This window comes from Paenibacillus sp. GCM10027630 (assembly GCF_042676305.1).
Lineage (GTDB): Bacteria > Bacillota > Bacilli > Paenibacillales > NBRC-103111 > Paenibacillus_S.
The window spans coordinates 17,941-39,195 of sequence record NZ_JBHTGY010000052.1; the positions used below are offsets into that span (position 1 = coordinate 17,941).

A 21,255-nucleotide genomic window follows, 5' to 3' on the forward strand; every position below is an offset into this window, starting at 1 on the left:
TGAAAGAGGCGATGTTGTCCATGGTAAATGCCTATACCAAAAGCCGAATACGCAAAATTGTCGGCCGCTTCGGCCTAATTCCGTTGCGTTCAGACTCCATCGCGTCTCTTTATCGAAAGAACGCCATCGTCCGAGTACGGACGGAAAGCGGAACCTATGCGATGAAGCCCTTCTTCCGGAGTAATTTACTCCACTCAGGTACAATTGATCAAATAAGAACAGCTGCAGACTATATACAGCATTTGATGAATAATGGCTTCAATTCCATGCCTAAATGGCTTGTGAGCAATTCCGGAAAATTATGGACTTTAAACCAAGGAAGACCCTTCTATGTAACCACATGGATAAATGGGAGAAGCGCGGATAATCAAGAGGATTTCGAAAAGCTCGGACGAGCTCTTGCCTCCTTGCATACAACATCCAGTCGTTCCTTCCCCAATAAAGGTCCCCTTTATAATCATATTCGATTATGGAAGAACCAAGATCGTCTCTTTCGCAGACGGATGACAAAAGCAAACCAAACGAATAAATGGACCCGCAGATGGTATAAAAGGTTTGGAGAATCCTGTAACCAGTTTTCTGATCGGTCCTGGACCGAATTAATGAGCCCGGAGATTGCAGACCTTTTAGTTAAGGAAATGATTCGTCCCGCATTGATACACAGTGATATTACTTCACAGAATGTCATTATTGCCGATGACGGACAGCTTTTCATTATTGATTGGGATCGCATTAAGTTAGGCTCGATCTATGTTGATGTAGCAACAGCCCTCATGAACACGACTCGCTTTAATCCCGTCCTCATTCATTCATTGTTAAACGGGTACGAAGAAGTCCGTCCTTTAGACCGGACCGAACGTAAAATGATTTCTTCCTTGTATCGGTTACCTCGAGAAGCTTGGTTTGCCGCTCGGTTCCCTAAAAGCCCGAGAAGCCGCAACATGTTAGATATTATGGAGCAAACATGGCATCTCCGATTAAAGGCAATGGATTTATTAGATGAATGGGCAAATCGACAGGGAGAGGAATGATGTCGTAAAAAAACCTTTTAGGAAAAAACTTGCCGTTACTTATGATACGGTTCTCACTGCACATGATCTTAAACTATCCTGCCAGTCCCTCGGTTTAATCGTTAAGGTCTCGACTTTCATGTAATCCGTCGGGAATGAGATAAGGTTCTTGTCACCCGACATGTTGTTTGTAGACCATTTCTTAGATCCTACAGGAAGGTTTAATAACAAAAGAGGAGTTGCAATATTCACCTTTCATTTCTTTGCCTCCCCAATTAAAAAGCTGCTCTTCCATCATTTAGCGACGAGAAGAGCAGCCAGTTACTCAAACTTGATTTTTTGGGATACCGTTTAAACTTGGGTCGTAATCAGCGGCTTTGTTGCTCGTTAGCGTTTGCGCTTCTTCGGTGAAATGAGCGTGATTCTGCTGGTTTTCTTTCTTATCTGCTTTGTTATCTTCGCGGTCATACTTTGGATCTGCGTCATTTTTGGGCATAGCGTTCACCTCCATCGTCTCACAGTTAGTATGAGAAGATAGCTTGAATTTTATCCCAGTTGTCAATGACTAACTCCATTATGGAATTATATTGTCTAATGACAACACAAACGGTCAACCATCAAAAACCATGGTTCGAGCCGAACTCCGTCACTGCATAGTTCCCTAGCGGTCATTTGTAAATTATTGTATTTTACATATGTCTCTGTAAAGCGTTAATGTATTAGTATATCTTTCTTCTTTTCAGGGCGGGCTCAGTAGCCACTAAAAAAGAGGCGGCCAGAGCCGCCCCATCTCATGGCCGTTTATGAATAAATACCCTGGTACCCTAACAATTTGGCAATCATGTCAAGCAGTCGTTGCTGTGAAGTCAATTGTTGAGATATGTCGTCAAATCGTTGGTTTAGTGATTGTTCTTTGTCAGAAATGTTGCTGATGATGTCTTGTTCTAAAACTTCAGTTACCTTTTGATTGAGATTATGGAAAACATTTCGCATCTCGGACATTTCTTCAGAAATGCCATCATATTGCTTGCTCTGTAATTCTATTGTTTGGATAATATTACGCAGCTCGGTCACTTCTTTAGATAAATACTCAATACTTTTGTTTAGCCATTCTTCTCTTGCAAGCACTTCATTTCTAACCTCTCGATCAAGAATCTGTATAGCGTTACGCATTTCTGATACTTCTGCCGAAATCGCGTAATATCGTTGATCCATTAATTCAGCAGCGGCATTCATTTCACTTCGGAATTCTTGTTCCAGAACCTTGGTTGCCTTTAGAGGCGTTTGTTGATGAATCACATTGCGTAGTTCCTTCACTTCCTCCGAAACACTTTCATAGCGTTCATTCAGTAGCTCCGTAGTGGTAGTAAGTATTTCTCCTTTGATATCTCGCTCCGAAGCTTCAGTTACCTTGCGTTGAATGATTTGGATCGCTTCGTACAATCCGGCAACTTCTTCAGTTACACCGTCAAATTGATTGCTCAGTAATTCTATCGTATCAGCAACTTCATTTTCGTTGTCTCGTTCGAATGCATCGGCTACACTCTGACTGAGTGTCCGGATCTCACTACGCAGTTCTGTTACTTCGTCAGAAATGCCGTCATATCGTTGGCTCAGTGATTTTGTAGTGGCATTCATTTCACTTTGGATTTCTTTCATCAGCACATCGGTTACCTTTTGCATATGGAGATGGATCACATTGCGTAATTCCTTTACTTCCTCCGAAACGCTTTCGAAACGTTCACTCAGCAACTCCGAAGTGGCAATAAGTATTTCTCCTTTGATATCCTGCTTCGAAGCTTCGGCTACCTTGTGCTGAATGGTTTGGATCGTTTTCTGCAGCCATGTTAATTCTACAGATATACCCTCAAATTGCCTTCTTAGCAATTCTACTGTGTCAGTAACCTCACTCTTGATATTTTGTTCGAAAACCTCATCTGCCTTCTCGCTGAGAACCTGCATCATGCTACGCAGCTTCGTTACTTCTTCCGAAATGGCGTCAAATCGTTGCTCCAGTGATTCTGCAGTGGCATTCATGTCACTTCGGATTTCTTGTTCCATTGCTTCTGTTAACTTTTGCGTGTCGAGATGAATCCCCTTCTTTAGTTCCTTTATATCTTCCGAAATGACTTCATAGCGTTCATCCAGTATCTCCGCTGTGGCAGTAAGTATTTCTCCTTTGATATCTTGTTCAGTTGCTTCGAATACCTTGTGTTGAACGGTTTCGATCGCTTTTTGCAATCCTGTAACTTCTGCAGATATACTCATAAATTGTCTGTTCATTAATTCTATCGAGTCAGCAACCTCACTTTCGATGTCATGCTCGTATATTTCTACTACCTTCTTGGTGAGAATCTGGGTCAAGTTACGAAGTACTGTTACTTCTTCCGAAACACCATTAAAGCGATTGTTCAGTTCTTCAACTGTTGCCGTAAATTTTTCACCATTAATGGCTTGTTCCGAAACTTCGATAACCTTTTGCGTGTGACCTTGGATTGTGTTACATAGCTCCGTGACCTCATTAGTTAGCTGAACAAACTGAGAGGTTGACTGATCCGTATCAGGTGATTGTGATATAAGCATGCTGCCTGCTGTAGAGGATATACCCACTTTTTGATTCGAGTCAACTAAGTGGTTGTCCTTTGCGTTCCTTGCAGCTTTATTTGCTTCTATCTTTTGTGTGAGGAGCTGCACCATGTTTCGTAATTCAACTGTTTCTTTACTTAACTGTAAGCTGGAGCTGCTCACAGCTAGAGGTAAAGTTGAGTTGTTTATGACTGAAGCTAAATGGGAGTCAGGTGAGGATGCAGATGTGGATAAAGGCTTTTCTTCCTCAGTAAATGTGATAATTGCCTTCAGCTGCATTTCATGTAAATATTCTTTTATTAGCTTATGCGGTTTATTGGCAGCTCTCATCTTGGAAATAATCTTAAAAATTTCGTTGGCTTCTTCTGTGTATCTTTGGGTTCCACCAACTGATATGGTTGGAAGAAATTCACGAAAGTGATTAGACCATTCCACCATAGTTGCTCGCGTTTTTCCGATTTTACTGGCGATCTCGGTGAGCTTGTATGTTCTCTTCATTGTTATCTATCGTCGTCCTTTCTTCTTATGTCCATTAGGCTTAGGCATTAGCAGTATCATATTATTCAGGACAATAAGCAAATGACAACGGATGTGTGAAGTATTTCTTGCATGAGGAAGAGGTACCTCCCCAGCTACTGAAAATCCCAGCTATGAAAAACATTTCATAGTTGATGATGACTAAGGCGAAGCGCATACTTCATTGAACATAAACCAGATGATTCCTGATAAAGTTCAGGAGTCATCTGGTTGACAGCATACAAGAATAGGTTCAAGCAGCTTTAACTATTCCCTGCCCCTTCTTGAACATTACTTGACATCACTTGCCCAACATCTCCAGTTTCACCAAGGCTCGCAGGATAATAACCGCACCCTGAGCTCGAGTTGCAGCCATACCCGGGGCAAAGCGGCCTTCACCTACACCTTTTGCCAAACCGCTGCTGCTGGCTATATTCACTTAATCAACGGGCTAAGAGTCTATTTGTATCGCAGTCCGTATAACTCGGGTAAGCTCCGCTGGAAGTTATCGGCCCACAGGCTTCCCTCGGGGGACGGTGTCTTCCGATTGCCCCATCCACTCGCTCTAACAATCAGAATTGCCAATTCCTGCCGCGGGAGTACCTGATCAGGCCTGGACTTCTGTAGTCTTTTTTCGACCGTTTGAACCCAAGCACATCCTCTTACCATTTGATTGATTCCTCTAAATCCGTTCGTATCGGGGTATCCCCTCCTCCTTGCATTTATCAACGAACTTCTTATGAACGCACATCCAGATTTACAGCCTGCTTTTAGGAAATTTCAGTAGCTAGAGACTAACCCTCACATTCACATTAGTCCGATGAAAATAAACTTCCTGATAGTTCTTAGATAAGCAACAAAGTGGTCATTTATGGAATACAAAAACGGCTCTTTTCGCAATGACGCGAACAGAGTCGTGTGTATATTACTTAAGGAATTTGCACTTCAAGCTCACTAAGATAATNTACTTAAGGAATTTGCACTTCAAGCTCACTAAGATAATTGCTCGTGGATACTCCTCTTGGAGGGGCAAATTCAAATTCTACCGAATCGGCATATTTGCCTGTATAACTGACCCGAACTTGCAAAGGTATAGGCGCATGACCTTCCGGTACCCATCTTGCAGATGCTTTGTACCGGCCAATCGGTATACCATCGACTCCGCCGCCACCTTGCACGGGACCTCCGCGTTTAATTATCGTTTGGCCAGGATTGCCGTCAATAAGCGGGCCAACAGGCGTTAGTGTCATTTCCAAGTCACTCATATTGAACTCAGGAAGAGACTCGTCAAAAGTGGAAAAGTTAGGATAAATATAGATTTGCCCGTTAAATGTATTCCAGGTAAAGTTCCGAACGGCTCCTTTACTCCCCGTGAGAGGCTGATCCACGTCAGCGTTGAGATGAAAGGTGAACTCTTTTCCATTGAACGATTTTGTAAAGTCAGCTCCCATCCGCCAGGATGTGGCCATTTGGGGCAGTTCAATCACATAATGCCCAGAATCATCGGTAACTGCAAGGATGTTGCTGTCATACAGCAGGGTGTTATCTGCAAAAACCGTAACACCCTGCTGCGGATGACCTTTGGCGTCGCGAACATATCCTTTTACAATATAAGGTTCAACCTCCTCAGTGGCAGGTGCTGGAGCGGGTTCCGGAGCAGGTGCCGGGTCGGGAGTGGAAGCCACACCCCCCTCTTCGATCTGAATCGTCGCAGCAGTGCCACTACTGGAGAAGGAGACTTGGTAACCGCTGTTCTCTGCCACAAATCGCAATGGAACTAAGGTATTACCGTTAATAATCTGCGTGGGAATATCCATGCTTACAGGATTTCCATTGACCTTGGCGGTTGTGCTGTTTATCGTTAGCTCGATGGTAAGGCCATCCTTCGTTCCGATAGCCTGTTTCACCTTTCCTGTGTCCTCCCACTTTACTGTGAAACCTAGCGTTTCGAATAGCCTGCGGAATGGGACAAGCGTCGAACCATCCTTCAGGATAGGCCTAGCACTGTCGAACTGAAGCTCCTGTCTCTTGAAGAACACTTGAATTGCTGGGCCATCTGCCGGAGTAGGTGATGGAGCCGGGACAGGCGTTGGTGCTGGTGCTGGTGGTGTTGAAGGTGTAGGCACGGGTGCTGGCGATGTACTCGGGCTCTGCGATGGGACTTGTGTCGGTTCCGATGATGTTGGGGTCCCACCCGATGTCATCGGTTTTTTATATTTAATCGGTTTGGAACTAACCGTGCCTTGCGGAGTTTCGATTTCCAAAACATAATACTGTGTCTCTTTAATCGTGCCGTTGTCACTTGCATACAGGTCGAAGGTAAGCTCACCACCTTCAAAATAACCGACGGGTTCTTTCACATCCTTACGAAAGCCCGGATTGACAATAATATTTTCATGAGTAGTGCCGTTGGCTGTTGTAATCGTTTTGTCCTGTACCATGCCGAGCAGCCAGCCGGTGGTCATGCGGTTCGTTCTCCACACACCTTGATAATTATCTTTGCCATAATCATCGGTCGAACGCAGTACAACAGCGTTGATTGTTGTCTTCTGGGCGAGGCTCAGCTGCAGCTTGAAGTGACCGTCCTTGTTACCCTCAGGTGTAAAATCTGCTGAGCCTACAACGTCAGATGCCGTATCAAGCAGATTGAACTCCTTAATCTGCAAGCCTACGGGAGGCGTTTCCCCAAAGGCACCCGCATATCCATTAAACGCAAGACAACCTGCCAGCAGAAGGGATAGCACTGATATTTGCTTCTGTTTGTTAAGTTTCAATATCATTCATTCTCCTTTTCCCTAATTTGTCGCTCGGTTAAGCTACCTCAGGCTTAGCCTCAGGTTTAGCAGCAAACATTTCCTTTGTTTTCATTGTCGAAGACACTTCCGGCTTTGCTTCGGGTTTTGCACTCATCGCAACAGGAAAAGCGATGGCTGCAAGTAAAACAGCCCCTAACACTAACTTGAATCCTTTGCTCATCGCAACAACCTCCATCTTTTGGTTTCTCTTACTAAATTCATCTTACAGTGGGTACGACTGGGTTTCATGAGTTATGGCTGGGAAATGAAATGGGAATAAAATAGGATCATCCTGGGAATAGGTTTGGGAATGTATGCCATAATTTTCACATTAAAAAACCCGTCCACATTAAAGCGGTCCGGGATTTTTTTCTACGGATGAAGTCTATTCTCATTAAAGAAGGTGAATCGACAATACGTGCTTATCCAGCCTAATCCTCACGTGATTTTTGAACTAATCGTTTGGCGGCATTACGGTCTGTAACCTGAAGCTTGTTCAATATATTAGAGACATAATTGGCTACCGTCTTATTGCTGATATGCAGCCTGGCAGCGATCTCAGCGTTGCTGTCTCCCTCCGTGATTCGCTCCAATATTTCCATCTCGCGCTTGGTGAGCTCCGAAAAGGCGGGATTATCCACCGGAACGGTATGGGGGTGGGAGAAATAATGCATCATCCGTCCGGCAATATCCGAACTGAACACAGCACCACCGCTACCTATCATTCGAATCGATTGTAGCAGTTCCTCCTCATCCGAATCCTTTAGGACATATCCTTTGGCACCGACACGCATCGCGGTGAAAACCGACTGGTCATCCCTGAACATTGTCAGGATCAGAACCTCGATCGCTGGATGCTTCTCTTTAATCTGTCGCGTTGCTTCGATACCGTTAATGCCGGGCATCCGGATATCCATTAGCACAAGATCGGGCTGTAGACGATCTACAAGCTCTAGCGCATCTTCCCCGGATGCTGCCTCCCCAACGACTTCAAGATCATCTGTCGTCCGCAGTAAATTTCGTACACCGCTGCGAAATAACGGATGATCCTCTGCAATAACAATCCTCAACACCGTTCTCCTCCTTCTATTAAATCGGCAAAATGGCCAGCACGCGTGTGCCTCCCTGCTGCAACCGTTCTATCGAACATTGTCCACCTAATTCCGCCGCTCGTTCCCGTAAGGATTGAAGGCCAATCCCCCCCTTACCCGGAAGCTGCTGCGCATAAGACGGCGGCAGGCCTGTGCCGTTATCCGTCACTTCAATCACCAATTGCTTAGTCGCTGATATACTAAGTTTAATTGTACAATCGGTTGCTTGACTGTGCTTAATTACATTGACTAACGATTCTGTAACGATACGGTAAGCAGCCACCTCCACCGCAGCCGGTAAATCCGGAAGTTGTGGAGGCTCGATCAGGCGGATTTGAGTGGGAATCGTCCCTAGTTCATCAGCGAGCAGTCTGGCCGGCTTATTCAGCTCGCTGACTCTCTCTTGGATCGCACTGATCAAACCAAGTTCATCCAGAGAGGGCGGCCGCAAATCATGAACGAGTGTACGAATCTCACCCACCGTTGCACGAATAACTCGCCTAAGATCACCCAGCATCTCTATGGCAATATCGGGCTTTCTGACGACATATTTCTCGACCGTAGCCACATTTAGCGCTAGCGCCGCCAGGCGGGGAGCCAGATCATCATGCAGATTTTTTCGAATTTGCCTGCGTTCCTCCTCCCTGGCGAGCACCAGCTTTTCCCGGGATTCCTGCAAATCCTTCGCAAGCAGCTTCATGCCAAGTGTCATGTTCACATTCTCAACGATCGGGCCTGCTTGGTGCAGCAGTACATCCAGAAATTTATTGTCTTCAGATGAAAAGGCTTCTCCGGGCGAGCGGCTGGACAAGTAAAGCATCCCCAATTGCTCTCCACGGTGAATGATCGGAAATGGCCGCACCTCATGGATCAGCACTCCAACCGATGCGACAAGAGCATCCTGCCCTCCCATTCCTAGTGCAATGCCTGCATAAGGTAAGCGCAGTGATTCCTTTACTGTAGAAGCGAGAACTTCCAGCATGGCCTCCGGCGCCAAAGGTTGAACGAGCTGGCTACCGAGCTCCAGCAAAACCGCATAAGGATCATCGTGGCGTCCTTTCATCATGCGATTCACGAGCCGCTGAAGCTTCTCCTTAAGCGGAGCGAACGCAACCGCCACCACTGCTGTCGACGCCAAGGAGATGAACAGATTATCCTTTGTCTCGAATAAGTGGCTTAAGTAATAGACCGAAAAAATGTAGATCGCCGCCACACTAAGGGATAATGCACCATAGACCAACGTTCGATTGACCAGCGGATCAATGTCCCACAAGCGATGCCTCAGAACTGCCATTGTAAGCGTGAACGGAATAGCGAGTAAGCTTAAGTTAAGAAGTGCATTGAGATACACATAGATCATCGCACTTCCGTCATTCATGCGCGGGTCGAACAAAATACTCATCCCGACAAAACCGATCATGCCTATCGCTAACCCATATACCACCCATTTGGTTTGTTGGCGCTGCGCCGGCGATGATACTTTCAGATACCGATATATTTGCGAATAAATAAGAATCAGTGTCGAGGACGTATACCACAACAACTTAAGGTAAGCAGAAATTTCAAATTTATCCCATATACTTCCTTGATTAAAAAAACTGCTGATATCCACGACCGATATGAATAGGAAGACCACGATGGTCCATCTTGGTACAAACGAACCATTGGGAAAAAGCAAAAATAACAGTGATAATCCGATCCAGCCGAGAGACGCGACAAATGAGAACCACCATTCCTGCCAAGCAATCCCTTGTGAAGCGACCGAGGTCAACGAAGGGAAAGACGTGCCGAATGCAACCATTGCCAAGGCGGCCAGTATAGCCATCGGTTCGCGAAATCCTTTCCAAAAGATAAGCAGTGCCGCGGCATAATAAACAAACGTAAAAATAACATCAATACATACGAAAATTAGTGCATACGTCCCCAGAGTCGGATGAATTGCTCCGGCATGTTCAAGAGGCATTGCTGGCACCCAGTTGCCACAGCCGCTAACAATACACGTTGAAACGAGCTGTTGGTAGTATTTGGGTATGCCAGCCGAATATAACACGACAGTAATTAGGGAAAATAGGACCGACAGAAGCTGGAGGTAGAGTAGTTGTCCCCTCTTGTGCAGCCGTGGTGCGGTTTGTGCTGTTCGCTCATCGATCCGGGCTTGCGGTTGCGGCATAAGTCCCCCTTAGCTTTTATACTCAAATCTATTTTTATTATATCGAGCCGCATGCAGCTTGAATATGGAAAAAACGTAATTTCCCGGCTGGCTCCCGGTTTTCCCAAAAATGTCCCAGTCTTGTTTCCTCAAACATTGTGTGCACACTACCCTGTTATCCGTGATGTTCAAACCTCTATAATCAAGCTCATTAACGCACTTACAGGAGGTTATAATCAAATGAATGAAAAACGAGTTGTTCAATGGTTAGGTATGATTTGTCTATTGGCTGGCATCTCCCGAATGGGGATGACGCCAACTTCGATCATTTGGGGAACAGACAGTTGTCCGGAGCTGATCTTCGGGCTCGTTGCAAGCATTCTCATGTCTGTCGGTACCATAGCCACATTTATGGTCCAATCAAGGGAAACCGGAATGATCGGATTTATTACAGTTCTTGCAGTCATTATCAGCAATATCGCGACAACCTGCATGCTGTGGTCTTCCTTTCCATCTGTCCATACGTCATTGAAGCCGGACGGTATCGCTTTCCAAACCTTGCACATGTTTGTTGTGATTGGATTCACAGCGGGGACATTATTATTTACGTTTCTAACCTACCGAGCACATGTATTTCCACGTTGGATCATCACGTTGCTGGTTATGATGTTATTATCCATGGTACTGCCGATCGAAGACAACAAATATTTTGCATTCTTCTGGGGATTAGCTTACGTGGGTATGGGCTACGCCATATGGACAGATAAATTAAATTCATCGGAGGAAACTTACAAATAAGACATCAAGGCTGTCCCAAAAGACATATTCATGACTTTTGGGACAGCCTTTTTTTAGTTATGCATTATCCTGCAGTTACTTTAATGAAAAAGGGAGCAACTGCCGACGGCGACCTGCTCTCCGAATGATTGAATTATCGTTTTACGTTAGCTTAATCCCACCCAATCGAATACACTTGATAGCCAGGAAGTAACGAAGGGGTAATTGTTGGTTCCCCATATTCTCTCCGAAAAAGCCCAGTCGCTTCCTTCTTCCAATTCCATAATTTCCACAAAAACATCCTGAACCTCTTCTTTATTCCGAATCATAATAAGAACTTCATAAAAGCACTGTAATCCTGGGTGTTTCATTAGGTTGTATCCAATTGAACTTTCATCTGTAATACCAGTGAAAAAATCCTCAACTGATCGAGGAGTTGCCCCAGCCGGAACGCATTCGGAAGGAGCTGCTCGAGGTAATAGATATACTGCAGCGTGAGCTTGGACTACCTGAGCCGAATGTCACCCTCTTAAGGGTGTACATCACCTTTTGATACCGTCAGCGATCTGAGACCTTCTGTACACCAGCTCGTCCTTTTGCTTAGCCTGCAGTAATGCAAAGTGATAAGTAAACAGGGTGAATTTATATAGAGCCAATATTAATATTTTCCTTATTTCTTAAATCTATTGAGTTCCTCCACTGGGTACTTCTTCAAGAATGCTGAGTTTCTCCAAAGCACTATATTGTCCTTTAGACATGAAAAAGTTCTCTTCACAGTAGTAGGTTTTATTAATCCACCTGTCTACCGTAAGGGGAGCATAGCAGTCCAAGGCTGCCGCTCTTTTTTATATTCAAGCCATCTAACATCAAACACACCACGCCAATGGAGTCACTTTGCAACTACGATACATGTGAAACGTGTAAACACGCATTGTTTTCGTGTTTTCGTTATTTCTTACTCTATATCGACCGGCAAGTTTCCTCCAAACGTCCCATTCTCTTTACCATCAATTACCTTTTTTCTTCAGGAGCTGCCTTGTTGTCTAGGTTATAAGGATGCAGAAGATCGTAGACAAGATATTGACGGCGGTAGAGTTGGCTTTTTTATTGTTATGAACAGTAAAATTTAGCCTGTCTTAGCATCATTAAAAAAGAGGCTGGAAATACTGATTAATTAATGATACATTTAGTATCAAATCATGAGTATGGGAGGTCGAATTCTTATGGATCGGTGGAAGAAATGGTTACTTTGCATCTTTGCAGCAGGACTGATCATAACGGGCTGGAACACATGGAAGCTTCAATCCACACTTCATTATGAATTTATCCCCCACCATTTTCCGACCAAAACGAATTCGCTTCAACCCGATATTCCCAATGATGGCTCCAGCTACAGCATCCAGCTTGCCCGCGAAAAGCGGCTTAAGCAGCAAAGCTCCGCCGATCGTGTGATAGCTCCAATGTCTGATTCCGAGAATCTGACAAAAACTCAGTCCAAATAGGCATACATCGATTATCTTTCCGACAATATTTATGCTCACCTTTGATATAGACACCTCAATCGAACATTGATGATACAAAAAGTATCACAAATGTCTTAGCACAATCCTTTTTGGCATCTGGAATAAGAACCTTGCCGAAAGCTGGCGAACCTTATTTTTTTGAACTGCATCTTGCCCGAGCAGACCCATACGTAGTATCATAACTACCAACATATTATTTAATAAAGGAGCTTTCTCCCATGTCCGTTCATGAAGCTATTACAAGCCATACTCGTAAAATGCATTCCCACCTAGAGGTATTCCAAGAACTCGATAATCAACGTGAAGAAGCTATCGAGCATGTCATTTCCTTATGTGCATCCGGCCAGCCATTCACTGTCGATGCCATCAACAGGATTACCGCCAGTATCAATGAGCATGCAAAGCATGGAATCTCTCCAACACGTCCCTTTGTTACACCAAGTATGGTTGAACAATACATCAACCGTACTTCTCGTTAATAGTGATTCCAACAGCTAAATCATTCATTTGACGAACCAAACAAAAAGCTCTGAACAGGAAAGTAACCTGAACAGAGCTTTTCCTATTATTTCAAAAAAAAGTTGCTGTCATTTCTCTGCTATTTTCAACATCATTTCATAATAAGTAGAAGAACGGGGCACAAAATCACTACGATCGAACAAACGTTCCGAAAACTCCAAGATTCCTTCTTCATTGGTCTCCACTCCAACGGCATGGATCTTGTCTTCCACATTATTCTGCTCGGCTAATCGTTTAACATCCTCTATAGAGACACGGTACAACCCCGTCAACTCATCCGCTTGCAGCTTATAGGAATCGAGGGGTTGATTGGAGCGGTATACAAATATATGGCAAATCTCACGGTCTATCAACCCATCTGCCAGCCTTTTCTCATCTAACAAAACACCGCATGGCTCAAGCGATCCGAAAGCAACCGATATCCCAAGCTCCTCTTCAAGTTCACGGTTACCCTCCTCTATCCCTTCACCGGCAAGAAGATGTCCTGCGCAAGAGATGTCAAGCAAGCCGGGAAATGTATCTTTTTGCGGATGCCTTTTTTGAAACAACAGTGTCCTATCCCCATCTTGCTCATTTACAATCCAGCACTGAAACGTGCGATGCCATAAGCCTTGAGCATGCACCTCTGTGCGGCTTGCAGTGCCAATCGGCTTTAAATGCTCGTCATAAATATCAAAAACCTCTTCAGCTTGTGCCATATCTTAACTCCTTACAGCTATTGACAACTTCTATAGCTCCCATTATACATGCAATTGATTAAACTCTCTTTTACGAACCCTTATTTATAAAAGTGTCTAACTTAATTTCTCAGGGTGAATCATGTCCTCAGGCCGAACAAAAGTATCAAACTGCTCTTCCGTCAGAAGACCACTTCGCAGCGCGGCTTCCTTAAGAGATAAGCCCTGCTTGTGTGCCGTCTTCGCGATGGAAGCCGCATTCTCGTATCCTATGTGGGGATTCAATGCTGTAACGAGCATTAATGACTGCTCCAGATACCTCTGAATTACCGCCCGATTCGGCTCTATTCCCACCGCACAATGCTCATTGAAAGAAGTCATAGTATCTGTCAGCAACCTGGCTGATTGGAGAAAATTATATATAATGACCGGCTTGAATACATTGAGCTCAAAATTACCTTGACTGGCAGCAAAACCAATCGTCGCATCATTGCCCATTACCTGGCAAGCTACCATGGTCATAGCCTCGCTTTGTGTTGGATTGACTTTACCCGGCATAATCGAACTGCCCGGTTCGTTCTCCGGGATAGAGATTTCGCCAATACCGCAACGAGGGCCACTTGCCAGCCAGCGAACATCATTGGCTATCTTCATTAAATCCGCCGCAAGCGCCTTGAGCGCCCCATGTACAAAAACAACCTGGTCATGGCTTGTAAGAGAGTGAAATTTATTGTCGGAGGAAACAAATGCCTTCCCGCTTCCCTTGCTGATTTCCTCAGCTGCAAATTCGCCAAACCGGGGATGGGCATTCAATCCGGTACCTACGGCAGTACCACCTATGGCCAGCTCCTTCATTGTACCGATGCTATCTGCAATCATACGCCCTGTCTTATCTAGCATCGCCCACCAACCGCTGATCTCTTGTCCTAACGTCAGAGGAGTTGCATCCTGCAGATGAGTGCGCCCGATTTTTACAATATCAGCGAAAGCCTCCATCTTCTGGCGCAGTGTTTCTTTGAGCTCCTCCAGTGCCGGCAGGAGCCTATTCTCGACCGCTAGAACTCCCGCTACATGTAAGGCTGTCGGAAAGGTGTCATTCGAGCTCTGGGACCTGTTTACATCATCATTAGGATGTATTCTGGTCTTGCTCTCCTTCGCATCCAGAAGCTGATTGGCGCGATGAGCAATGACTTCGTTGACATTCATATTGGACTGTGTGCCACTCCCTGTCTGCCATACAACCAACGGGAAATGCGCATCCCATTTGCCTTCCATAATTTCATCAGCCGCCGCAACGATTGCCTCTGCTTTTTCCTGCTCCAGCTTACCTAGCCTTTGATTTGCTAAAGCAGCCGATTTCTTGAGTAAGGCAAACGCCTGTACGACCTCTAGCGGCATAAGCTCCGTGCCTATCCGGAAATTTTCGCGGCTCCGTTGAGTTTGGGCCCCCCACAGCTTATCTGCGGGAACTTGTATTTCTCCCATTGTATCGCGTTCTAATCTGTAATCCATTCCCAGTGCACCTCCGTTAATAATACTCATGTTATTATACCCAGTTATTGTTCGATTCTGTTGGAAAAAACTTCTATGAATTTTCGTGCTACAAAACGGTTTCAAATGCGTATTTATTGTGTAAATAGTTTAATAGCACTACATTACGGGGGAGGAATATTATACCAATGTACACCTTAGAGAGCCGTTTCACAGAAGCATTAGAAGGTATGTATTACACTTTCGAGGATGAAGACAACGCAACAAAATTTATAGAGTTGAACAATGCTTTTGCCAAATTGATAGGCATTTCTAAATCTGAGCTGCTCGTCATGAATCCAGACGCTCTATACGTGCCCGAATCTTCTAAAAAACAAATACTGAAAAAACAACGTCTTCAGCAAAAAGGTTATTTATTTTCAGAAGAACAGCTTCTTGGACACAATGGTGTTAGATTGAACGTTGAAGTACACAGCAGTAAGGTACACTGGGGTAACAAGGAAATATATTTCCATGTTGTCAAAGAGATCTCCGAGAGAAAATGGGTGGCCAGCCAGGTTCGAAACAAGCCGGTCTTAGCATCCGGCGTGTTGGATGAGCATTTGAACATTTGCACCATTCATAATCATTATGAGCCGCTGCCATTCATACTGGAAACAGGTATGCCAGGCGCTTCCCTCTTTTCTTATATAGACGAAGCTGATTTAATGAAGGTCAAACGCAGCGTCTCCAAGGCCATTGAATATAGGCAAGAAAAGCAGGTCGCCTTCCAAACCATAGGATTATATGCCGCTGGACCTGTAAAGCTCCGGGTTATTGTTAAACCGCTTGTAAACGGCAGCAATGAAATTATTAAAGTCGCTTTTGTACTGGTTAGAGCAGAAGGATTTGGAGTCTTTAATGAATCCCTGGTTCCTCCATTACTGTTAGCTTGTCTATGATTAACCTTGGTTACGAATTGTTATTCTTTTAAAAACAACGGATGATCCTCCATTGAGACTCATCCGTTGTTTAATCAGAAACTATTTATTGCTTTATTACTTGAAAGGTAGTATAATGAATAAATTGTATCAAAATCAAGCAACCCCTCCATCAAATTTCCTCGGTTCGCTTTTTTGTACTACCACCCATAAAAATCACTAAAATTCCAACAACCCTAAGAGTTTTATAATCGTGTTACTGATCCACACTGGCGCGGTCTAGGAGCCGCAAGGATGAAAGAGAGGTAGGGCTTTCGTTGTTTTAGTACTCAGTCAGTGTTTTTTATGAAAAGGCAGTTATAGCAATGAGCTAATTGATACAATTTCAGATTCTGGATAGAGCCCTATTTATTGAGCGTCTATATCAGCAATTACTTTACGGCTTGTGGTTTCCAAAGCAGTTAATTCTTCAGAAGTTAGATGAATGTCAACAGCTTCGACATTTTCCTTCATATGATTAATGCTTTGGGAGCCTACAATAGCTGTAGTTAGAGCATCCTGATGCAGCAGCCAGCTAATGGCAACCTGAGAGATGGCCTTATTTTTTGTTTCAGCAATGTCTTTAAGCAATACGATCAATTCCCTTGATTTCTCCATATGCTCTGGATAGAACAACCGCCTTTTGCTCCGGAAATCATCCTCTTCCAGTTGTTTACCACCCAGATGAAATGCACCCGTTAATATACCCTTTGCAATAGAGCTGTAGCTCATTATGCCGATATTCTCTTGAACACAATAAGGAACGATATCTTCTTCGATAGACCGATGCAGTAAACTGTATTCAGGCTGAATAACGTCAATTTGTGCGTAATTTGATGCTTCCTTCAACTGTTCTAACGAGAAATTAGACACTCCGATAGCACGAATTAAGCCTTCTTCCTTCAGCTTATTAAATTCGCCTAAGGTTTCGGATACTGGAATCTCAAAGCTTGGCCAATGTATGTAATAAATATCAATATAGTCCGTTTTCAAACGATTCAAGCTGCTTTCTGCCGAACGACGAACATCAGCTAGTGCCAGATTTGCCCGGCTCACTTTGGTTGAAATGATTGTCTCCTTGCGCTTTCCTTCCAAAGCGGCGCCGACCACTTCTTCAGAATGGCCTGCTCCATAACCCTCTGCCGTATCAAAGGTAGTAATTCCCATCTCAAAAGCAGCCTGGATCGCCTTAATATTGTTATCATCACTTGTAAACTCCCAAGGTCCACCTCCAAGCTCCCAGCAGCCAAAAGTAATTTTCGAAACCTGAATATCTGTTTTGCCCAATGCTGTTGTCTTCAAGTGCATTCTCTCCCTCATATGAAAAACTTTACACGCAGAACAGCCATTATATGAATCAGCCTGCTGCGATAGTTCTATCATAACCAACTCATGAGCATTTTTCCAATTATAGAGACAAGTTGTCGAAAATAAATATATATTGACAAGCTTTGTAAAGTATTGACGAATGTGTGACCTCCAGTTAAAATGATTGGGTACTACCATTTACATAATAATCCAGTGAGGTGATGTTTATGAGTACTGAAATTCCTTATCAACAAGCTGCCGCTAACTATCAGAATCCTTATAGTCAACAAGCATCTGTGATGTCAGTCAAGGATTGGATCTTAACCTTTATCGTAACTGCTATTCCTGTTGTCAATATCATCATGCTGTTTATTTGGGCATTTGGCGACAGCGCTAATCCGAATAAGAAAAACTATTCTAAAGCAACACTACTCCTGGCCGCTATTCTAATTGTATTATATGCTTTGTTCTTCGTTCTTTTTGTTGTTATTCTGGGAGCCGGCCTATCCGGTATAACTTCGGAGCTTTAATACGATTGCGAAGAGAGCCTGATGGATATCAGGCTTTTTTTGGCGTTAATATGGACGAAAGCCGGGCTTGGTGTGAGGCTGTTGGTATTATTTTATTGTAAACATGTATATAAGCGCTATGTAGTGAGACATTAGTAGTTAAGTACTATAGCTGAGAAGGAGCGGGATAACAGATGGAAGAACAATATCAGACACAGCAAAATGAACTGCAATCAGACGAGAATACATTCGCTGCTGAGGGGCGATCGATAACACAAGAGCAGCTAAGCGATATGTTCTTTGCAGGTACCAGTGATGGTCTAGTACAACTGGAAAACCGTACAATTGAACTAAAACAGGACAACAATAAATAGAAAAGTTTTCTATACATCCAATAAACAACAAGAGCTCACGGGATCATCCAGTAAGCTCTTCTTTGTTTAACTTGTGCTTCCTTAGTCCGCTAATTTCCAGCATTCTAACTTATTCACGCTACTACTTTATTTCATGGTACAAATACTGGTTGCAATACCTCCAGCTGTAACGGTAAGGATGGATAATATAAACGTTTCCATGGACAAGAGAATTCCACCCAAACTAATTATTATAGCATCGGATACAAATATAATAATACCTACATTCATGAATGAGCGCATGGACATAATTTGTGCCAATAAATCGGTACCTCCTGTGCTTACTTCATATCGCAACATGATTCCGATTCCAGCACCCAATAGAAACCCGCCCAGCACAGAGCTGGTAAAGGGAGTCAATTCAACATAATAGAGAAAATAATATTGAAACGGATCCAAAAGGTCAATTAAAAATGAAGAAACGACCATACCATACATACTGCTGTAGAACAGCTTGCGAGATTGAAACCACGTTAAGGTGAGGATAGGAATGCTCGTAATAATAATTAAAGTTCCGACTTTAATTTTAAATAAATAATTAATAATAAGAGCAATTCCTATCAGCCCGCCGTCCAGAACCTTAAAGGGAACTAGAAAAAAATCTATCCCGCAAGCAATTAATAAACTTCCAATAAGAATGACAATTATTTTTCGAGCAGAAAGCATATAAATCAGCCCCTAACAAACGCATGTCTAATTTATATGCTTGTTCCATTAAAAACTGGCAATAAATACAAAATATTTTGTTCCATAATTTTTTATTTTTATAGGAGATAAGGTTTTACATCTGAAATTACTTTCATTAATGTCTCTGAGCAATCCGCATACATTTGTTTAGTCTGCTTCTCTTTGGTGGATAGGCTGAACATCTCTATGTCTGCTTCACATTTTTTTAACGTAGCTAATAATACCGCTTTTTCTTGAGGGGCGGGAACTTTAATTTTATCATCATATAAATCTACGTATAATTGTCCGTAAGAGTCGACCTGACCGAGAAACACATTTTCAAGTAAAATACCCTGCTTCTCCAATTCCGTATTAAGCCACCCAGGATTTAATCCCAAAACGGCAAGCGGTTCTTTCATCATTACTCCATCCATTATGACTGCTTGCGGCGATTGCTCAGGCCCTACTTTCATCCCCATGTGAGCTGGAGTTATCGGTTGGTACTCTTTTTTGAGTAAAACATTAATATCTCCACTGGATTCCATAATAGCAAATTCGACATCAGCAGCTCTAAATATATTCTTTTTCCGAAGCTGCTCGAGCAGTTCGTCCGTTGTTAAACGTTCTTTCTTGAGATTATCCTCCTGGATTTTGCCGTCTTTAATTAGAACTGAAGCTTTACTGTCTATAAAATCTCTTGCTCGCTTGCTTTTTAGCTGCAATAATTCAATCCCTAAGGAAACTGCTCCCCAAACGAGCATAGACACCAGTCCCAAATACCAGTTGGCTTCAATATCCAGAGAGATCACCGCAGCTAAGCTGCCGATCGTTATGCCCGTTATATATTCAAATAATGAAAGTTGAGAAATTTGTCGTTTCCCCAAAACCTTTGTAATCAAAAATAAAGCAACAACCGCAACCAACGTTCTTACAGCTACTTCTATCCACTCTGGCATTTTATATTTCCTCCCTGTTCCATATCATTTACAAAATCCTTACTTAGATTATTTGATTATGGGAGGGATTTTACAAAATTAAAATTAGGTTAATTAGCATTTATTTAACTTTTAGCACTAGCTCCATCTGGCTGCATTATTTTCAACGGATTAGGTTAGATTATATGGAGTCACTAATTAATAAAACAGAGTAGTGAACTATTTTACGAAAACAGAGAGGTGGAATTACAGATGACGGTATCGGCACAGGTTAAAACTTGCCTTGCTTCATTAAAGAGCGCTCAAGCTAGCTTAGAATCGTTTGCATTAAACACACAAAATCAAGAGGCCAAGAACATGTTTACCTCTGCATCACAATCGACTATGCAAATCATTCAAGATGTTCAATCCCGTGTACAACAGCTGGAAAATGAGGAGCCGCAATATAAAGGGTTCTAGATCGGTCGTCGTAAAAAAGCCATGCTGAACAAGCATGGCTTTTTAATATGAAAAAGCTTATAAAACTTTCCCCCTACTCCGCGCCTTGCTATCGTTTCCCGAACTCATCCACAGCCAGGTGTGCTGAAACCTGCATTCGATGAAACTGATCACCCGCTTGGCTTTAAACGAGACTAAAGTCCCTGCGATTCCCCCTCCGGTATAACCGCCGATGTACAGCAAATGCACGCAGGATACGCATTATGTTTAGTAAGAAGTTGCAAGCACAGATTCCTTGATGATTATCTTTGTTTTTCCTGCAATATTCGGGGTCTAACCAGCAGTTGGCACGTTCCTTCAAATCCCTTACAGATCGTTCAATCGCTTCTGTTACCCAATGGATATTCCTCAGCAGCCCTTCTGTTTGTTGTTGAGGAACAGAGAATCTACCTTCTTTCTCCCATAAAATGTGAGCCCGGTTTAATGAGACAATAACCGAAAGACGCATAGTCTTAGGTCGCAACAAATCCCCCCAGAAATAATGGGCCATCTCTATCGTAACTCCCGCTTCCTGAAAAATACTATGCTGGTTCATTCTAGAATCATGAATTCTATCGTTTTTGGAGCCATGCCAATTAATATCAATGTCCGAGTGGGGTAATTGAGTGTCCGGATTCCATATAGAGCCCGTTAAGATTAATCCGTCGATGCCGGGATGAAGCGAAATCATATTTTGAACCAAGTTCTCGACAAGCCGCGCCCGATCAGGCGGTAAAGGCCCTGTATGGATTAATTCAGCCATTCGATAGACTCTCCTTTTCTAACCGATTTCGTGAACGTTATGGAAGACGCACTCTTTGGCGATTAGTTCCACATGATATGTATGTTAGCAA

The 21,255-nt window shown here is 43.4% G+C and carries 22 protein-coding genes; 8 read left to right on the forward strand and 14 right to left on the reverse strand.

Features of this window, described 5'->3' with window-relative positions:
• The first annotated feature begins 20 nt into the window (after window positions 1-20).
• Window positions 21-1,031 carry a phosphotransferase gene (locus tag ACFQ0C_RS24685; protein WP_379370525.1) on the forward strand — a complete coding sequence of 337 codons (1,011 nt, stop codon included), beginning with the start codon at window positions 21-23 and terminating at the stop codon, window positions 1,029-1,031.
• 304 nt (window positions 1,032-1,335) lie between these two features.
• Here ACFQ0C_RS24685 and ACFQ0C_RS24690 read toward each other — a convergent pair whose 3' ends face one another.
• From ACFQ0C_RS24690 to ACFQ0C_RS24720, 7 genes are all read right to left on the reverse strand, one after another.
• Window positions 1,336-1,506 carry a hypothetical protein gene (locus tag ACFQ0C_RS24690; protein ID WP_379370527.1) on the reverse strand — a complete coding sequence of 57 codons (171 nt, stop codon included), beginning with the start codon at window positions 1,504-1,506 and terminating at the stop codon, window positions 1,336-1,338.
• Between the two features lie 305 nt (window positions 1,507-1,811).
• On the reverse strand, window positions 1,812-4,094 hold the full coding sequence (locus ACFQ0C_RS24695) for a coiled-coil domain-containing protein (protein ID WP_379370529.1): 2,283 nt from the start codon (window positions 4,092-4,094) through the stop codon (window positions 1,812-1,814).
• 319 nt (window positions 4,095-4,413) lie between these two features.
• A complete protein-coding gene (locus ACFQ0C_RS24700; RefSeq protein ID WP_379370531.1) occupies window positions 4,414-4,551 on the reverse strand; it encodes an S-layer homology domain-containing protein in 138 nt (45 codons plus the stop codon).
• A gap of 529 nt (window positions 4,552-5,080) precedes the next feature.
• Window positions 5,081-6,886, reverse strand: a complete 1,806-nt coding sequence (locus ACFQ0C_RS24705) for a stalk domain-containing protein (RefSeq protein WP_379370533.1) — start codon at window positions 6,884-6,886, stop codon at window positions 5,081-5,083.
• Between the two features lie 37 nt (window positions 6,887-6,923).
• A complete protein-coding gene (locus ACFQ0C_RS24710) occupies window positions 6,924-7,088 on the reverse strand; it encodes a hypothetical protein (protein ID WP_379370535.1) in 165 nt (54 codons plus the stop codon).
• 250 nt (window positions 7,089-7,338) lie between these two features.
• Window positions 7,339-7,977 carry a response regulator transcription factor gene (locus tag ACFQ0C_RS24715; protein WP_379370537.1) on the reverse strand — a complete coding sequence of 213 codons (639 nt, stop codon included), beginning with the start codon at window positions 7,975-7,977 and terminating at the stop codon, window positions 7,339-7,341.
• A gap of 19 nt (window positions 7,978-7,996) precedes the next feature.
• On the reverse strand, window positions 7,997-10,168 hold the full coding sequence (locus tag ACFQ0C_RS24720; protein WP_379370539.1) for a GAF domain-containing sensor histidine kinase: 2,172 nt from the start codon (window positions 10,166-10,168) through the stop codon (window positions 7,997-7,999).
• Between the two features lie 219 nt (window positions 10,169-10,387).
• Between ACFQ0C_RS24720 and ACFQ0C_RS24725 the strand changes: the two genes are divergently transcribed.
• Complete coding sequence (locus ACFQ0C_RS24725) at window positions 10,388-10,945, forward strand: hypothetical protein (protein WP_379370541.1); 558 nt, start codon at window positions 10,388-10,390, stop codon at window positions 10,943-10,945.
• A gap of 146 nt (window positions 10,946-11,091) precedes the next feature.
• On the opposite strand, the gene ACFQ0C_RS24730 is transcribed toward ACFQ0C_RS24725, so the two are convergent.
• Entirely contained in the window at window positions 11,092-11,253 is a 162-nt protein-coding gene (locus ACFQ0C_RS24730; RefSeq protein WP_379370543.1) for a hypothetical protein, read from the reverse strand.
• Between the two features lie 894 nt (window positions 11,254-12,147).
• Between ACFQ0C_RS24730 and ACFQ0C_RS24735 the strand changes: the two genes are divergently transcribed.
• Together ACFQ0C_RS24735 and ACFQ0C_RS24740 are read left to right on the forward strand one after the other, a co-directional pair.
• Window positions 12,148-12,426 carry a hypothetical protein gene (locus ACFQ0C_RS24735; RefSeq protein WP_379370545.1) on the forward strand — a complete coding sequence of 93 codons (279 nt, stop codon included), beginning with the start codon at window positions 12,148-12,150 and terminating at the stop codon, window positions 12,424-12,426.
• A 239-nt stretch (window positions 12,427-12,665) separates the two neighbouring features.
• Entirely contained in the window at window positions 12,666-12,926 is a 261-nt protein-coding gene (locus tag ACFQ0C_RS24740) for a YpbS family protein (protein WP_379370547.1), read from the forward strand.
• 108 nt (window positions 12,927-13,034) lie between these two features.
• Here the strand turns inward: ACFQ0C_RS24740 and ACFQ0C_RS24745 are convergent, their stop codons facing one another.
• Together ACFQ0C_RS24745 and fumC are read right to left on the reverse strand one after the other, a co-directional pair.
• Complete coding sequence (locus ACFQ0C_RS24745) at window positions 13,035-13,664, reverse strand: NUDIX hydrolase (RefSeq protein ID WP_379370549.1); 630 nt, start codon at window positions 13,662-13,664, stop codon at window positions 13,035-13,037.
• Window positions 13,665-13,760: 96 nt separating this feature from the next.
• Entirely contained in the window at window positions 13,761-15,155 is a 1,395-nt protein-coding gene (gene fumC / locus ACFQ0C_RS24750; protein WP_379370551.1) for a class II fumarate hydratase, read from the reverse strand.
• Between the two features lie 167 nt (window positions 15,156-15,322).
• On the opposite strand from fumC, the gene ACFQ0C_RS24755 reads away from it, so the two are divergent.
• Window positions 15,323-16,075: a PAS domain S-box protein gene (locus ACFQ0C_RS24755; RefSeq protein WP_379370553.1), complete on the forward strand. Its 753-nt coding sequence runs from the start codon at window positions 15,323-15,325 to the stop codon at window positions 16,073-16,075.
• Between the two features lie 387 nt (window positions 16,076-16,462).
• Here ACFQ0C_RS24755 and ACFQ0C_RS24760 read toward each other — a convergent pair whose 3' ends face one another.
• Entirely contained in the window at window positions 16,463-17,401 is a 939-nt protein-coding gene (locus ACFQ0C_RS24760) for an aldo/keto reductase (protein WP_379370555.1), read from the reverse strand.
• Between the two features lie 227 nt (window positions 17,402-17,628).
• On the opposite strand from ACFQ0C_RS24760, the gene ACFQ0C_RS24765 reads away from it, so the two are divergent.
• Both ACFQ0C_RS24765 and ACFQ0C_RS24770 read left to right on the forward strand, forming a co-directional pair.
• Window positions 17,629-17,931, forward strand: a complete 303-nt coding sequence (locus ACFQ0C_RS24765; protein ID WP_379370557.1) for a hypothetical protein — start codon at window positions 17,629-17,631, stop codon at window positions 17,929-17,931.
• Between the two features lie 173 nt (window positions 17,932-18,104).
• Window positions 18,105-18,284 carry a hypothetical protein gene (locus ACFQ0C_RS24770; protein WP_379370559.1) on the forward strand — a complete coding sequence of 60 codons (180 nt, stop codon included), beginning with the start codon at window positions 18,105-18,107 and terminating at the stop codon, window positions 18,282-18,284.
• A 126-nt stretch (window positions 18,285-18,410) separates the two neighbouring features.
• Here ACFQ0C_RS24770 and ACFQ0C_RS24775 read toward each other — a convergent pair whose 3' ends face one another.
• Window positions 18,411-18,989 (reverse strand): YitT family protein, encoded by a 579-nt coding sequence (locus tag ACFQ0C_RS24775; protein WP_258212315.1) that lies wholly within the window; start codon window positions 18,987-18,989, stop codon window positions 18,411-18,413.
• Between the two features lie 98 nt (window positions 18,990-19,087).
• Window positions 19,088-19,945 carry a DUF421 domain-containing protein gene (locus tag ACFQ0C_RS24780; protein ID WP_379370561.1) on the reverse strand — a complete coding sequence of 286 codons (858 nt, stop codon included), beginning with the start codon at window positions 19,943-19,945 and terminating at the stop codon, window positions 19,088-19,090.
• Window positions 19,946-20,176: 231 nt separating this feature from the next.
• Here ACFQ0C_RS24780 and ACFQ0C_RS24785 point away from each other — a divergent pair, with 231 nt between their 5' ends.
• A complete protein-coding gene (locus ACFQ0C_RS24785; RefSeq protein WP_379370563.1) occupies window positions 20,177-20,383 on the forward strand; it encodes a DUF1657 domain-containing protein in 207 nt (68 codons plus the stop codon).
• Window positions 20,384-20,546: 163 nt separating this feature from the next.
• On the opposite strand, the gene ACFQ0C_RS24790 is transcribed toward ACFQ0C_RS24785, so the two are convergent.
• The gene (locus ACFQ0C_RS24790; RefSeq protein ID WP_379370565.1) at window positions 20,547-21,164 is read right to left on the reverse strand and encodes a hypothetical protein; all 618 of its coding nucleotides are present in this window, start codon (window positions 21,162-21,164) and stop codon (window positions 20,547-20,549) included.
• Window positions 21,165-21,255: the final 91 nt, after the last annotated feature.